15 protein-coding genes and 1 pseudogene are annotated in these 14811 nt (G+C 56.0%); 10 read left to right on the top strand and 6 right to left on the bottom strand.

Annotated features, from left to right (window positions below; translation table 11 throughout):
* The first annotated feature begins 27 nt into the window (after positions 1 to 27).
* Entirely contained in the window at positions 28 to 564 is a 537-nt protein-coding gene (locus tag ABD76_RS15445; RefSeq protein ID WP_197258155.1) for a superoxide dismutase family protein, read from the top strand.
* Positions 565 to 646: 82 nt separating this feature from the next.
* On the opposite strand, the gene ABD76_RS15440 is transcribed toward ABD76_RS15445, so the two are convergent.
* Positions 647 to 1021 (bottom strand): hypothetical protein, encoded by a 375-nt coding sequence (locus tag ABD76_RS15440; protein ID WP_197258154.1) that lies wholly within the window; start codon positions 1019 to 1021, stop codon positions 647 to 649.
* Between the two features lie 431 nt (positions 1022 to 1452).
* Here ABD76_RS15440 and ABD76_RS15435 point away from each other — a divergent pair, with 431 nt between their 5' ends.
* Genes ABD76_RS15435 through ABD76_RS15425 form a run of 3 tightly spaced genes read left to right on the top strand, consistent with a single transcriptional unit; the run spans position 1453 to position 3273 of the window.
* Entirely contained in the window at positions 1453 to 2103 is a 651-nt protein-coding gene (locus tag ABD76_RS15435; protein WP_197258153.1) for a phosphatase PAP2 family protein, read from the top strand.
* Entirely contained in the window at positions 2100 to 2672 is a 573-nt protein-coding gene (locus ABD76_RS15430; protein WP_197258152.1) for a class I SAM-dependent methyltransferase, read from the top strand. The genes ABD76_RS15435 and ABD76_RS15430 overlap by 4 nt, the downstream gene beginning before the upstream one ends.
* Entirely contained in the window at positions 2662 to 3273 is a 612-nt protein-coding gene (locus ABD76_RS15425) for a DedA family protein (RefSeq protein ID WP_197258151.1), read from the top strand. The genes ABD76_RS15430 and ABD76_RS15425 overlap by 11 nt, the downstream gene beginning before the upstream one ends.
* 73 nt (positions 3274 to 3346) lie before the next feature.
* On the opposite strand, the gene ABD76_RS15420 is transcribed toward ABD76_RS15425, so the two are convergent.
* Complete coding sequence (locus ABD76_RS15420; protein WP_197258150.1) at positions 3347 to 4249, bottom strand: aminoglycoside phosphotransferase family protein; 903 nt, start codon at positions 4247 to 4249, stop codon at positions 3347 to 3349.
* A 103-nt stretch (positions 4250 to 4352) separates the two neighbouring features.
* Here ABD76_RS15420 and ABD76_RS15415 point away from each other — a divergent pair, with 103 nt between their 5' ends.
* The 5 genes from ABD76_RS15415 (at position 4353) to ABD76_RS15395 (ending at position 10213) form a co-directional block, all read left to right on the top strand.
* Positions 4353 to 4829 (top strand): DUF2243 domain-containing protein, encoded by a 477-nt coding sequence (locus ABD76_RS15415; RefSeq protein ID WP_197258149.1) that lies wholly within the window; start codon positions 4353 to 4355, stop codon positions 4827 to 4829.
* A gap of 18 nt (positions 4830 to 4847) precedes the next feature.
* Positions 4848 to 5645, top strand: a complete 798-nt coding sequence (locus ABD76_RS15410) for a cytochrome c oxidase assembly protein (protein WP_197258148.1) — start codon at positions 4848 to 4850, stop codon at positions 5643 to 5645.
* Between the two features lie 70 nt (positions 5646 to 5715).
* On the top strand, positions 5716 to 8841 hold the full coding sequence (locus tag ABD76_RS15405) for a DNA polymerase III subunit alpha (RefSeq protein WP_197258147.1): 3126 nt from the start codon (positions 5716 to 5718) through the stop codon (positions 8839 to 8841).
* 2 nt (positions 8842 to 8843) lie between these two features.
* Complete coding sequence (locus ABD76_RS15400) at positions 8844 to 9629, top strand: DUF72 domain-containing protein (RefSeq protein WP_197258146.1); 786 nt, start codon at positions 8844 to 8846, stop codon at positions 9627 to 9629.
* Positions 9626 to 10213, top strand: coding sequence for a uracil-DNA glycosylase (locus tag ABD76_RS15395; RefSeq protein WP_197258145.1), 588 nt, complete (start codon positions 9626 to 9628; stop codon positions 10211 to 10213). The genes ABD76_RS15400 and ABD76_RS15395 overlap by 4 nt, the downstream gene beginning before the upstream one ends.
* A gap of 170 nt (positions 10214 to 10383) precedes the next feature.
* On the opposite strand, the gene ABD76_RS15390 is transcribed toward ABD76_RS15395, so the two are convergent.
* From ABD76_RS15390 to ABD76_RS15375, 4 genes are all read right to left on the bottom strand, one after another.
* Complete coding sequence (locus ABD76_RS15390) at positions 10384 to 11037, bottom strand: HD domain-containing protein (protein ID WP_197258144.1); 654 nt, start codon at positions 11035 to 11037, stop codon at positions 10384 to 10386.
* A gap of 47 nt (positions 11038 to 11084) precedes the next feature.
* A complete protein-coding gene (locus tag ABD76_RS15385) occupies positions 11085 to 12104 on the bottom strand; it encodes a Gfo/Idh/MocA family protein (protein WP_197258143.1) in 1020 nt (339 codons plus the stop codon).
* Positions 12105 to 12136: 32 nt separating this feature from the next.
* Complete coding sequence (locus tag ABD76_RS15380; RefSeq protein WP_197258142.1) at positions 12137 to 13231, bottom strand: serine hydrolase domain-containing protein; 1095 nt, start codon at positions 13229 to 13231, stop codon at positions 12137 to 12139.
* Between the two features lie 152 nt (positions 13232 to 13383).
* Complete coding sequence (locus ABD76_RS15375) at positions 13384 to 13878, bottom strand: tetratricopeptide repeat protein (RefSeq protein WP_197258141.1); 495 nt, start codon at positions 13876 to 13878, stop codon at positions 13384 to 13386.
* Between the two features lie 722 nt (positions 13879 to 14600).
* On the opposite strand from ABD76_RS15375, the pseudogene ABD76_RS15370 reads away from it, so the two are divergent.
* Positions 14601 to 14811 (top strand): annotated as a pseudogene (locus ABD76_RS15370) (IS1380 family transposase); the annotation flags it as partial.

Raw genomic sequence — 14811 nt, 5'->3', positions numbered from 1 at the left:
ACGCCGGTTACTAATAAGGAGGTCACAATGAAAAAACTTGCGTTCGTATGCATGCTGGGAAGCGCTTTGCTCATCAGCGCCTGCGGCTCCCAAGCGGCATCCGCCGAAGAGAAGGCGCCATCGGCCGCTGTTAACATTATCAACGGCAAAGGCAAGCAAATCGGAACGGCGAAGCTTGTCCAGATCGGAGACAAGGTGCAGATTACGCTTCAGGCCCACAGCCTGCCGCCAGGGACCCATGGATTCCACTTCCATGCGGCGGGCCGATGCGAAGGGCCGGATTTCAAAACCGCGGAAGCCCACTTCAATCCGAAGCACATGCAGCACGGCTTCAATAATCCGAAAGGGTTCCATGCCGGCGATCTGCCGAACATCGAGGTCGGCGCGGACGGCAAGGTCCAGGTTACGCTCTCAACGACTGCCGTTACGCTTGTGGAAGGCAAGCCCAACTCGCTTATCCGTCCCGGCGGCACATCCTTGATCATCCACGAGAAAGCGGATGATTATGTTACCGATCCGGCCGGGGATTCGGGCGACCGCATCGCCTGCGGAGCGATTAATTAACGAGCCCGCTTATCAGAGAGACCACGAAGGCGCATCCTCAATGATGCGCCTTCGTGCTGCCTGCCTTTCTATCAGCCGCGGTTCAGAGCCTCAGCCTGCAACCTTGCAGATCCACACTGATCCTCACGGAATCTCTGTTCTTCTTCAGGTGGCATACCACCTTGCCAGCCGTTCTTGCTTCCAGTCGCCGGGCATAGAACTGCCGCCCCCTCGCCTCCGCCTTCATCTCTCGCAGCAGCTTGAGGTACGGCGCGGAATGAGGCGCGGGGAACCACGGAACAATTTCGGCATAGAGAAGCCGGCAATCATTCGGACACAGCCGCGACTTCATCGAATAGGCGAATGGATAAGAAGCAAGCTCGCTCCACAGCTTCTCCCATGAATTGCAAGTAATCGGATAATAGGCAAATTCGATCCACCCGTCCCGCGTCAAGGTCGTCTCCCCGTCATAGAACACACGAATGCATCTCCGGGTTGAACAAGACCGGAATACACTTTCGCCCATTCTTTTTGCCGCGGCTGCTTCCGGCGAACGGCATGCCGCATGTTTGCGAAGCCTTTCATTGACATCCCCTCTGACTGTCGGATCCTTTTCCGCTAATATCCCTTTCCTACAGAGATAACAATTCAACGAACGCAAGCGGGACATTGACGAACCATATTTACGGCTCAAGATATTCCGGGGTGCCGTCCGATGCGGCTTTTATCTTTAGAAATCATTCAGAATTTCTTCAGAGGGATCTTAACTCTATCGGATACGATAAGAGCATCAAGAAGAGGAGGAAGAGTGCGGCCGGACTTCCCATTCTTTGAGTAGGGAATGGTTGGATGAACCCCGCTTGTTCGGGGAACCTTAGGATACATCACACACGTTAGGAAGGGATTGTTATGAGACAGAAGACAACTTGGACCCAATACAGGCCATTGCTCTGGATGCTTGCCATCCCCGTGTTGAATATTTTCTACGGAATTCAGAACCGGCCCGGGCCGCGCACGTACTCGCTGTCTACCGGCTGGGATGACCGCATTCCTTTCGTATCGGCATTCACCATTCCCTATATAAGCTGGTATCCCTTTATCGTGCTCACCCTGTTTTTTATGTTCCGCCGACGGCCCTCGGTCTATTATCGAACGCTGCTGGCGCTCTGTCTTGGACTTGTCCTTTGTTATTTGACCTACTATTTCTTCCAGACCGTGGTGGCGCGTCCGGCCATTGAAGGCACCGGATTGCTCGATACGATGGTCAAAATCATCTATTGGATGGATAGGCCATACAACTGCTTCCCCAGCATCCATGTCCTGACGAGCTGTCTTATGTACCGAAGCTCGTTTGTGTTCCGTCCGAGGACGCGCCATTTCGTCCGCTTCAGCGCCGTGGTCATTATTTTGTCTACGCTGTTTGTGAAGCAGCATGTGATAGCCGATCTGTTCGCCGGCTGGATCGTCGCCGTTTTCACCTACTGGGTGGCCGGGGTCATCCTCGCCTCAGCGGCGAACTTCCGGGAATTACTCAAGAAAAGGAGACAAGAGCCATCATGATGCACGAAAAACAGTTATTTTTGCAAAAATTCATTCATCAGCCAAAACAAATCGGCAGCATTATTCCAAGCTCAACGCTGCTCGCCCGCACCATGACCGATGCCGTTCCGTGGGAGCAGGTGCGGTATGCGGCGGAGCTGGGCGCCGGCACGGGCGCCATTACGGATCGCATCCGGCAGGCTGCGGCTCCTTCTGCGAAGGTGTTTTTATTCGAGCAGGATCAGAATATGCGCGAGCTGCTCGCCAGCAACTTTCCCGAGTTTCTATGCTATCCGAGCGCGGAAGAAATACTGCCGGTCATCCGCAAGCATGACGTCACTCATCTGGACTGCATTTTGAGCGGCCTGCCCTTCTTCAATTTCCCGCAGACGATGCGCGATCAGCTCCTCGGCCAGATCGAGGCCTCGCTCGCGCCAGGAGGATGGTTTGTCGCTTTTCAATATTCGCTACAGATGAAAAAGCAGCTATCTGCGCGCTTCGAGATCGAAGATATGAAGTTCGTCCTTCTCAACCTGCCGCCTGCCTTCGTCTACGTGTGCCGAGCCAAGGGCAATCTCCATGAATGCTGAACTTCTGATACATTGGATCGGGCAATTCGGCTATGCCGCCCTGTTCTTCGCGCTATGGCTCGGCATTGTCGGGATGCCGGTTCCCGACGAAGTTATCGTCATGACGGGCGGAGCCGTATCGGGTATGAATATTTTGCTCCCGCTGCCCGCCTTCGTCCTGACCTATCTCGGCGTCGTGTCCGGCTTGTCGGTCGGGTTCATGATCGGGAGAGGCATCGGCGTCCCGATTCTGGATCGGCTCCGGCGCAGAAGCCGGATGGATCGCTATCTTGAGGTATCCGAAAGCTTGATTCGGAAATACGGCAGCCTCGCGATCTGCCTCAGTTATTTTCTTCCCGTCGTCCGGCATGTCATCCCGTACCTGGCCGGCGTGAACAAGATGACATTCAGGCGTTACGCCCTGTATGCCTATTCGGCCGGCTTCGTATGGACCTTGCTGTTCTTCAGCATGGGGCGGGCATTGGGGAGCCGGGTGGAAACCGTCGGAGAACTGCTGTACCGGTACGGCCTCTATGCCGCGGCCTTGATCATCATTGCAGGGGGCTCGTATTGGGTGGTAAGGCATGCCCGGAACAAAAGGTTGAGTGAGCCGGGCGGTTAATGTCTAATGAGAGGAGCCGAAGGAGAGGGCGTTCGGACTGCACTGAATAGAGCGTCTCGGCTGGCGGCTGTAATCAGAGGCCAAGGGAGCGATTGAGGGACTGGTTGATGGCCTTGTCGAAATGCTCCATCGTCTCCATGCTTCGGCGGCAATACCGGCTTGTCCGTGCGTTTGCGCCATGATAACGGATGACGGCTGCGATTCCACGCACAAGCCAAAGGTGAATCTGTTCCCGCAACCGAACCAGATCAAGCGGTTTGGCGTTCCCTTCATATCCTCGGCAGAAGTTTTCCAACCGGGTGACCGTCTCCTCTACGCTCGCATTGTCCGCAGCCGTCGACACAAGCGCCGCGGCCGCGTCGAAGTGGCGGTCGCCCAACCGCGCCTCGCCGAAATCGATAATATAGATTCGTCCCTTCAGCAGAAGCAGGTTCCACGACCCCAGATCGCCATGGATATAACCGGTAATCTTCTCAGCGTAGCCGAGACAGCGCTCCACCGGTTCCTCCAGCAGCCGGATGATAGCCTCGCCGGAATACGATGCGGACACCTTATCCCACATGCGCCCCAGATCAAAGCGATCTCTCTGCCCGGCCAGCTTCCGGACGTCTGTCATGGCGCGCTCGAACAGCGATAAGGTCTTTCCCCATTCGGCATCGTTCCAGTGCTCGTTAACCGCTTCATGCTCGACGAACCGCTGCAGATTATAGCAGGCATCGTCCAACTGAACGTATGGGAGACCATCCTTTGCCACAAGCACCTCGGGAGCGATACCGAGCGGCCAGAGCCGCCGGGCAATTTCATATTCGGTTCGTCCCTGCTCCGCATCTCTTAACCGGCGCAATATAAATCGGCCCGTATCCGCCGTGACGAGCTTCGCGTCGGAGGTCGTACCTTTCGACAACGGCTCGCCCCCCGTCCAACCTTCCAGCGCATAGCGGCCGGCAAGCCGTCCGATCCGGGAATCCATACTCATATGGAATGCACACCTCCTGATAGGGAATGCAGCCGCTTCGGTTATGCCGGCGGCAAAATGGAAATATTGAAGACAAGATCATGCAAAATATAAAGGAGACAATATGGAAGCGGAACAAATCAGATCGGATTCATCCCAACCTATCTCCTCTGCTTCGAGACGAAATGTCTGGACAGGCATCCTGTTCGGTCTCGGGCTGGTCGGTTTTTTGGATGAAACGATCTTTCATCAATTATTGCATTGGCACCATTTCTATGACAAGTCCACCACCGACATCGGGTTAGTGTCGGATGGCCTGTTCCATGCCTTCAGTTGGTTCGCTACGATCGGGAGCTCGTTCATGCTGGCCTCTCTGCACCGGCAAAGAGCTTGGAACGGAGGCTTGTGGTTGGGCGGCGTGCTGCTGGGCGGCGGCGCATTCCAACTATACGACGGAATCATCCAGCACAAGCTGATGCGCCTTCACCAGATTCGGTACGTAGACAATGTGTATATCTACGACTGGATCTGGAATGTCATCGCGGCAGCCATGATCATCGCCGGCCTCCTTCTCCTTAAACGAGCGCGCCGGACATCGTAATAGGAAGGATGGTTTCGATTGCCTTCTCATCATCAACTTGATAATGATTGGACGCTCGAACTGTGGACGTCCGGGTTGTGGGCCCTCCTGGCGGCGCTGTACAGTGCGGCTGCGGTCGTATCCGGCCGCAAGCATAAGCCATGGCCGCTGTATCGTCATCTATGCTGGCATGCCGGACTCGCCTGCGCCGCTGCCGCAGTCGCCGGACCGATCGCCGAACGCGCCCATGACGATTTCACGGCGCATATGATCGGCCATTTGCTGCTGGGCATGCTGGCCCCGCTCCTAATCGCGCTCGCCTCCCCTATGCGGCTGCTCCTGAGAACGCTGCCTGTCGCCTATTCGCGCCGGATTGCCGCTATCCTGAAAAGCCGCCTTATACGACTTCTGCATGATCCGGCGATTGCCGCCGTGCTCAATGTGGGAGGATTGTGGGCGCTCTATACGACAGACATCTACTCATGGATGCAGCATCATGTCAGCGTGCATGCGTTCGTTCACCTGCATCTTTTTCTTGCCGGGTACCTGTTCACCGTGTCCATCATCTATATCGATCCGATGCCTTACCGGACAAGCTTCATGTACCGCGCGATCGTGCTGGTGACCGCGATGGGCGGGCATGCCGTCTTGTCCAAATATCTATATGCCCGTCCGCCTGCAGGCGTGCCCGCAGCGCAAGCCGAGGCAGGGAGCATGCTCATGTACTACGGCGGCGACGTCATCGAGATTATGCTCGTGTCATTGTTTTGCTGGCAATGGTTCAAGGCATCCCGTCCCCGGACGCTGGTCCCCGAACCAATCCTGTATCGGAAATAACCTCCAATGGACAATAACCGCTTCAAACCGTATGATAGAAACAAATGTTCCCGTACAAAGGAGTGCTGTCATGGAAAAGCTGGGGACAAGCTTCGTACACCTTCATGTTCATACGGAATACAGCCTGATGGAAGCGACCTGCCGCCTGGAAGATTTGCTGCAGCGGGCGGCCTCGTGGGAGATGAATGCGCTGGCCATCACCGATAAAGACGGAATCAACGGAATGATTCCGTTTTGCCGGCTGGCGGCGGAATACGGCATTCATCCGATTGTCGGCTGTGAAATGCAGGTCGGCGATTCGGATGACACGCTCATTTTATTGGCCGCCACCCATCGCGGTTACGAGCACATTGTCGAGCAATTGAACGGCGCTCCTTTCCATCCCTCGGCCTTCCATGGCGATATCATTGCGCTGAGCGGCGGAAGAACCGGAAGCATTCACCGCCTGCTCGCTAGCGGACGGGCGGATGAAGCTGCCAAGCAAGCCCTTCAATATATACAGTGGTTTGGCAGCGAAAATTTCTTTCTGGAGGCACAGCATCATGGCCTGGCGGACGACGATGCGGCGCTCGCGCGGACCGTTCATCTGGCACGGGAAATGAAGCTTCCGTTAGCGGCTACCCATGACGTGCATTACCTCGATCCCGAAGACGCTCCTTTGCTTAACATGATCCGGCAGCGAAAAAAAGAATTGAATCCGGCTGCCCCTGATGCCGCCGGACCGTTTTACCTCCCTTCCCCCATGGAAATGAAGGCGAAATTCAGCCATCTGCCGGATGCTATAGCCAATACGGCACGAATCGCGGAGCGGTGCCGGTTCCGGCCGGAACCCGGAACGAAGCGGCTGCCAACCTTCCAAGTGCCGCAAATGCGGAGCGTGGAAAGCCCTTCATGCACTCGATCCGATACGGAAGAGAACGAATCCGGGAAGCCGCCGCAAAGTTCGGATGAAGCGCTGCACCAATTATGCCTGCAAGGAATGCGGAAGCGGTTCGGTTTATCTGGCACGGCACTCGATCGTCCGGTTGGTACTCATGCGCCTGAGCTTGAGCGAATGGACCAAGAGCTGGAGATCATTATGGCGCGAGGGCTCTCCGACTATTTCCTGATCGTATGGGATATCGTGCGGTATGCGCGGAGCCGGAACATTCCCGTAGGCCCGGGAAGAGGCTCGGCCGCTGGAAGCTTGGTGGCGTATTTGCTTGGCGTCACCGAGGTAAATCCGCTTCTGCACGGCCTATCCTTTGAACGTTTTTTGAGTCCGGATCGGGAAGACTTTCCGGATATCGATATCGATGTCTGTCAGAGAAGACGCCACGAGCTGCTGCAATATTTGAAGGATAAATATGGGGAAGATCGGATTGCGCATCTCGGCGTATTGAACACGTTCGGCGCGCGCGGAGCGGTTCGCAAAGCCGGGACTTATTTGAACTTGCCAAAAAAACAAATCGATGTGCTGGCCAAGCTGCTCCCCTCCTTTACCGGGAGAGGCGGCATCCGCCACAGTCTGGACACTCTGCCGGAGCTGGCCAAGCTTCCGGCCGGCAAAGAGCCGTTCAAATCGCTGTTCCAGCTTGCCGAACGGCTGGAAGGATTGCCTCACCAGCATTCCGCTCACCCGTCGGGAATCATACTGGGGGATGAACAATTGGTCCGGACCATTCCTCTGCAGCGGCGGCCGAACGGAGAACCGATGACTCCTTTTACGAAAGAAGATATCAAAGCGCTGGGTTTATTGAAGATTGATCTTCTCGGTCTGCGCAACCTGACGCTTATTCAAGATACGCTCGCTTCCATTCATGAACGAACAGGCGAACAAATCGATTTGAGCGTTATCCCGCTTGACGATCCGGCTGCGTTCGAGACTATCGGCAGCGGCAATACATTGGGCTGTTTTCAGCTTGAAAGCATGGGAATCCGCCGCTTGCTGCGCCGCATGCAGCCGCACAGCATCAGCCATTTAGCCGATCTGCTCGCATTGTACCGGCCTGGCGCATGGAATGAGGGAATCGTTGATACGTATTTGCGCCGGCACCGGGGCGAAGAAACCTACAAGCTGCCGCTCCCTGAATTGGAGCCCGTCCTTGCGCCGACATACGGCCTGATCTTGTATCAAGAGCAAGTGATGGCCATTGCGCAAGCGGTATCTGGCTGCTCCATGGGAGAAGCCGACTCGCTCCGGCGCGCCCTTTCCGCGAAATCAGTCGAAGCGCTGTCCCGCCATCAGCAGCGCTTTCTTCATGGTGCGGCGGCACGAGGCGTGATAGAAAAGGAAGCTCTGGACATCTTCGACTTTTTGGCGCGGTTTTCAGGCTACAGCTTCAATAAAGCCCATAGCGTATCCTATGCTTATTTGGCCTACTGGACCGTTTATTTAAAAACGCATTTTCCGAAAGATTATATGGCCTCTTTATTGAGCATGGAGGGCGGGTATTACGATAAAAGTGTATATATCCGCGAGATCTCCCAAATGGGCCTTTCCCTGCTTGGACCCGATATTAACCGGAGCGGGCTCGGGTTCCATGCGGAAGAGAAAGGGATACGCTGCGGGCTGGATGCCGTTCACGGCTCAGGGCCGGAATCGGTGATCGCGCTGCTTCGTTCCCGCCACCGCAGCGGGGATTTCCGCACGTTTCCCGAATGGGTGGAGCGGATGACAGCAAGCCGGATCAAAAGACCGGTGCTCGAAGCCTGGATCGCCGCGGGCGCCTGCGATTGTTTTGGCCTCCGCCGCAGGGAGATGATCGCCGATGTGCACGAATTGCCGCAGGCTTCCGGCATCAATGCTGCGGCCGGAGCGCTTCCCGATTTTACCGAGGCGGAAAAAAGAAAGATGGAAAAGTCGCTGCTTGGCTTTTCCTTGCAGTCATCTGCATCGAGAAAATGGAATGAGTTTGTGCAGCGCTTCAAAATTGTTCCGATCCGGGCGCTATCCGAATACGGCGATAACGCGCGTGTCCGCATCTGCGGAACTGTCATCCACAGCCGTCGGTATCCAACCCAGTCCGGCGAATACGTGCTTATTCTCGTCCTTCAGGATGACACGGATATGATCGAGGTCGTGCTGTATCCTTCAACGTACAAGTCTTTTTTATACGAATTGAATCCGAAGGGCATATTATTGGAAGGCGATGTCCGGAAGCAAAACGGACAGGCGCGCGTCGTGGCGGACAAAATCAAGGCGCTTGGAGGATAATTATGCTGCTTATCGGAACGGCTGGCTACAGCTATGAGGATTGGAACAGGGTCTATTACCCGGAAGGCTTGGACAAAAAGGAACGGCTCTCTTTTTACGCTAGGGAGTTTCCGTTTACCGAGGTGAACTCATCGTTTTACGCAATGCCCAACCGGTTTATGCTCTACCATATGCGGGAGAAAACGCCCGATCACTTCCAGTTCGTTATCAAGGCATACCGCGGAATGACACATAAACGGGAGGATAACGAACAACATTTTCACGATTTTAAGGAAGCGTTGAAGCCGTTAATCGAGGTTGGCAAGCTGGGATGCGTTCTTGCCCAGTTCCCCACCAGCTTCCGGAACCGGGATGAGAACCGGGATTATTTGAAGGAATTCAAGGAATTGATGGGCGACATTCCGGTCGTCGTCGAGTTTCGGCATGAAGAATGGATCGACGAACGGATATTCGATCTGCTGGAGGAAGAACAATTGGGTTATGTGTGCGTGGACGAGCCGCAGTTCAAAACGCTCGTTCCGCCGATCATCAGGGCCACCGGCCCAATCGGTTATATCCGGTTCCACGGTCGGAATTATAAAAAATGGTGGCACCACAAAGAGACGCATGAACGGTATGACTATTTGTACAACGAGAATGAGCTTGCGGATTGGGTTCCGAATATTCGCAAGCTTGCCGAGCGAACGGAAAAGACATTCGTCAGCATGAACAACCATTACCGGGCGCAGGCGGTCATCAACGGACGGATGCTGCGCGAAATGCTGAAGGAGGAGGTCGTTTCCACATGATCTCTGGAACCGTCTTGCCGGAAGAGCTGCAAGCGATCGGGAATCTGGATGCGTTGCGTGGCGTCTGTGAGCGCGTGTTTGTGCCGGAGCCCGGAGAGCGGCTTGTATTCGGGGAAGGACCGGAGCATGCCCGTCTCTTCCTGCTTGGAGAGGCCCCCGGGGCCAAGGAAGCCGAGAGCGGCCGGCCATTTGTCGGCAACTCGGGAAGACTGCTGAATAAATATTTGCAGAAGGCGGATATTCTCCGCGAGAACGTCTATGTGACGAACGTCATCAAAGTAAGGCCGCCCGGCAACCGGAAGCCGAAAACATCGGAGGTTACCGAAGCGCTGCCGATCTTGCTGCGGCAAATCGAATTGATCGGTCCGGCCATCATCGTATGTCTGGGGAGCATAGCCGTGCAGGCGCTTGTCGATCGCAAAGCGAAAATTACGGAAATACGCGGAACGTGGGCAGAAAAGGACGGTATTCGGATTATGCCCACCTACCATCCGTCCGCCGTATTTCGCGACGAACAGAAAAGAGAGCTTTTGAAGCAGGATATCTACTCCGCCGCAGACGCCTTGAAAAAGCTGGAGCCATGACCGTTAGCAGTCATTTATGGCTCCTTGCGATCTGCTTGTACTTTAACTGGATGACCTTCCCCCCAAGGATGGCTGCTTCTCTTCTACGCCTTCGACATATAAGGTCTCACATGGCGGAGTTCGCCGATGTAGATATCGAGAATCTACATCCCAGGGGCTTTTTCGCTTCATCAGCCATCCTCCGCTTCCCATTCTTTATGGAATTGCTGCAGATACTCCACCATCACGCGATGCCGCTCCATGGCAATAGCTTTGCCGCTGTCCGTATTCATAAGGTCTTTTAATCTCAACAGTTTCTCATGGAAATGATTGATGGCGGTGCCCCTGTGGCTCCGGTACTCCTCTTCCGACCGGAATGCCGCCGGCGGCTCCTCCGGCTCGTGCATCCGATGGCCGGCCCAGCCGGCATAGGCGAATGCGCGCGCAATCCCGATCGCGCCCATCGCATCGAGCCGATCGGCGTCCTGCACGATTCGTCCCTCCAACGTCTTCATCGGAGGATGATGCCCGCCGCTGTAGGACAGGTTCGACACGATATCCATGACATGGGAGACCGCAGGCGCGTCGGCGCCATTCGCCACAAGCCATTCCTTCACCTTGGCGCAGCCGGCCTCCTTCGTCGGATTGAATTTGGCGTCCGCCACATCATGCAGCAGGGCGGCCAGCTCGCAGATCCCGGCATCCGCCCCTTCTTGCTTCGCAAGCCGGACAGCCATTCGCCGGACACGATGAATATGCCACCAATCATGGCCGCTGCTGTCGGACTCCACCTGCTCGCGCACATACGCTTCGGCGCGCGCGATCAGATCCTGACGCGTAGCCATCGCCATCCCTCCCCTCCTATGGTGGACCGACGTCTTCACACATCGGCTTAGCTATACTGCGTCCGAATATCCTCCCATCCGGAAGAAGCCGGATGACGAAGCGCTTCCAGCACGACCTGCGCATCATATCCGTCCTGGAACGTAAAGTAGCGGGCAGGCTTGCCTTGAATCGCACGGATCACCTGTCTTAGCACCGGCAGCGCATCGGTCGAATTCTCGACCTGAACCGGCTCCATCGGTTGACCCACCGCTCCCGTATATAGCTGATCCCAGTTCTCCAGCGCAATCGTTCCCTCTGTTCCATACAAAATGAGAGAGACCCGTTCTTCCCCCGAGAATCCGGAAATTCCGTTCACATGAACCGGAATTCCGCTGTCCAGACGCAAGCCTGCGCGGATTCCCGTCTCGCAGCGCCCGCTCTCGGCCGGAAGCTCGAGTTCGCTCTGCACATGCGTAATGCGGCCAAGCAGCTTCTGAATGACATGAATCCAGTGGACGCCAACCTCCAGCACGAAGCCGCCCTGTTGCCGTGTCCCAATCCATGAGTTATGCTGCCATGCCCGCGGCCATTGCGGAAACTGCAGGATCAGATCGAGCTTCCGGATCTCGCCGATTGCGTTTTCCGCCAACATGTGCCTTACCCGCTCCACCGACGGTTCATGCGGCATCGAGAAATGAATGGCATGCACAACCTTCGCGTCGCGGGCTTGCTGCAAAAGCTCCCTCGCTTCCTCTACGCTGTTCGCCAGCGGCTTCTCGCAGAATACATGCATCTTCCTGCGCAGCGCTTCCATGGCGATATCATAATGAAGCGCGGGTGGCACGGAGATGTACGCCAGATCGGCGTCCGTCTCCTCCAGGAGCGCCGCGTAATCCGAATGCCAAGCCGCATGCGGGAAGCTGTCCCGATAGGTATGCCGGAATCGCTCGCGAGCCTGCCCGTTCGCTTCGCAGATGGCCGCGATCTCTATCGCTTGCGCAAATTCCGGCTGAGCCGCCAAGCGCATCATATATTGTCCCATATGGCCTAGACCGATAACCGCCATTCTGATTTTCTTGCTGTTCATTCTTCTCTCTCCCTGTTGCATGTTGCAATTATCTATAGCACCGGCCAGCCATATGGCTTCCCGATATGGCGAATCAGTTCGCCTGTCAACGCCTCGTCCTGCAGCTTGCCCGGATCGGAATTCGTCATGACGACGATTCCGCTTCGCAGGCGAGGGTACGCCAGCAGCCTGCACTGGAAGCCGACTCCCCAGCCTTGGGAGACGACAAGCGGCTCTCCTTCGGCCGACGGAACGAAGACCCCTAGCCCAACCTCGTCTGCGCAGCCGCTGCCCGCCAGCATCTGCCGGGCCAGTTCCGGCTGCAGAATCGAGGCCGTGTCCCCGTTCCAGGCTGCCATCACTTCCAGCGCCAGCAGGGCGAGCTCCGTCGGCGTCGACCACAGGCCGGCTGCGGCCAGACACGGGTAATACGCCCGTGCGCCCTCTACGACATGACCGTCCTGATAATGTCCGGCCGAGGCGCTTGCTTTCGCCTTGATCTCTTCCGCGCGTCCGATTTTCGAATCATAATCATTCCAGTAAAACGTTCGCTTCAAGCCTAACGGCGTCATCACGAGCCGCTCCATCGCCACGGCGAACGGCTCTCCCGTCACATCCTCGATCAGCTGTTCAATGACGCAGTAGCCGGCATCCGAATAAGCGTATCGGCTCCCCGGCACATTTTGGATATGTACAGATTCCGAATGATACGGCGTAGCGCCCGCCAATATCTCCCTCACGGCCGGCAGTTGATCCGTCGTCCGGTAAATGCCGAAGCTTCCCGGCGGATCCACGATCCCGGATTGATGCGCGAGCAGATGACGCAGCGTGACCTTCACGTCTGCCGTATACGGACTGTCTGGAAGCCGCCACGTCCGCAAATAACGGTTCGCCTCCGCATCCAGCTCGAGGACGCCCGCCTGCACGAGGCGGAGCACGCCAATCGCCGTAACCATTTTGCTCATGGAACAGGCATGGAACAAGCTGTTCGCCGTCACCTTGCGCCCCGAACCGGCTTCCAGCTCCCCGTAGCCGCCGTTCCAATCCAACCGCCCGTTACCGATCAGGGCGATACTCACGCCCGGCACCCGGTGCTGTCTCCTCAGTGCCTCAATCCCATTGTCGTCCCTGTCGATGATACGCTTCATGAAAACTCAGCTCCCATTCATCTCGGAATGCAATGCGTCGCGCTCCGGACGAAATGCCTCCGCCCATGCCTTCCTCAGTCTCAGGCATGCGCTATGCCCGCTGCAGGCAAGCGTTCCGCCATAATCGCGTACCGACTTCAATTTGACGATTTCTAGCTCTCTTCCTCCCAGACCTGATCCAGCTTGTCGGCATAAAAGCTAATCGCCCGGCTGTAGGCGCGGATTCCTTCATCTTCCGAAGTCTCCGCCAGCGCGGTCAGCAGCCACCGCATCGCCTCCGCATGCTCGCCGAGATTATGCAGCGCCATCGCGTAAAACACGACAAATTCCTTGCGCTCAGGATATTCGCGAATGCCCTGTCCGAGCGTCTCCTTCGCCTCGGCATACCGACCCAGCGTGCGGTAGGTGCTGCCCAAGCCAAGCAGGGCTCCGGCGCGGTGCTCATCGTTGAGCGAACAGCGGAGCGCCTGTTCGTAATACGGGACGGCCTCCCGTTCCCGGCCGAGATTGTCATGCGCCCAAGCGAGCTGGCATAGAATTTCCCCACTGTTCGGGTCTTGATCCAGCAATCCGGCCAGCAGCGGAATAGCTTCCTCCGCCCGACCGGCCGCTCTCAAATCGATAGCACGCTGCAGCGCGTCATTCATCGGTCGTTCATCCTTTCATCCTATATCGCACGACTTGGCGCGCGCTTATACATTATACCACCTTCTTCCACCCCAGTCAGGCTGTTCTTCTGCCCTTTGCTTCACTCTCCCTTCGAATCAGAAGCGTCCCCGTCCCCCGTTCCTTTTGGCCGATATCCCCTTCATTCAGAAGCGTTTCCGCCCTCCGCCTCTTTTGCCCAATATCCCCTTTATTCAGAAGCGTTGCCGCACTCCGTCTCTTTTGGCCGATATCCCCTTCATTCAGAAGCGTTGCCGCACTCCGTCTCTTTTGGCCAATATCCCCTTTATTCAGAAGCGTTGCCGCACTCCGTCTCTTTTGCCCAATATCCCCTTCCGTCAGCTCGTTCTAATCTACCACGGTCCTTTGACTAGGCAGTATCTCTATCCCCTCTAACTCGGCCATTCACTCAATCCGCTCTCGTCCCGGACGGCAAGACCAAGATAAAGATACTGAGCCGCGGAGAGAATGATGCCAAGTAGCTTCGCATGGAAATGTTCTCTGCTCCCTGACCGAATGGGAGAGTGTTGGTAAGAGGTTGTGCATATACGCGTTCCTGACCAAATGGGAGTATGGTGTAAAGTAGTCCTGAATCCGTGAAATGAAATCATAGAAAAGTTAGAAAATGAGCCGCCGGTAAAGTAAAATAAGGAAAAAGGGAAGAATTCCCGTATTTCTTTAACTCACCCCGGAGGTGCCATTGATGAAACCCGTACGTTTTCAACTGGATCAGTCCGTGGAGATGCTGACCGCTCATTCCGGTCTTGCCCTCATTGGCTTGCTCCTTTCCCATACCCAGATTGCCAAGCGCTTGACTCGTTCCTCGCTTCCCGGTGTACATCAACCCACGGTCACTCACCCGGATGTGGTCTACGCGTACCTGGGGCTACTTTGTCAAGGGAAAAGTGACTTTG

The organism is Paenibacillus dendritiformis, assembly GCF_015845845.1.
In the GTDB taxonomy this organism is placed as follows: domain Bacteria; phylum Bacillota; class Bacilli; order Paenibacillales; family Paenibacillaceae; genus Paenibacillus_B; species Paenibacillus_B dendritiformis_C.
The sequence above is the reverse complement of the archived record's forward strand: the minus strand, read 5'-3'. Positions and strand labels throughout refer to the sequence as shown.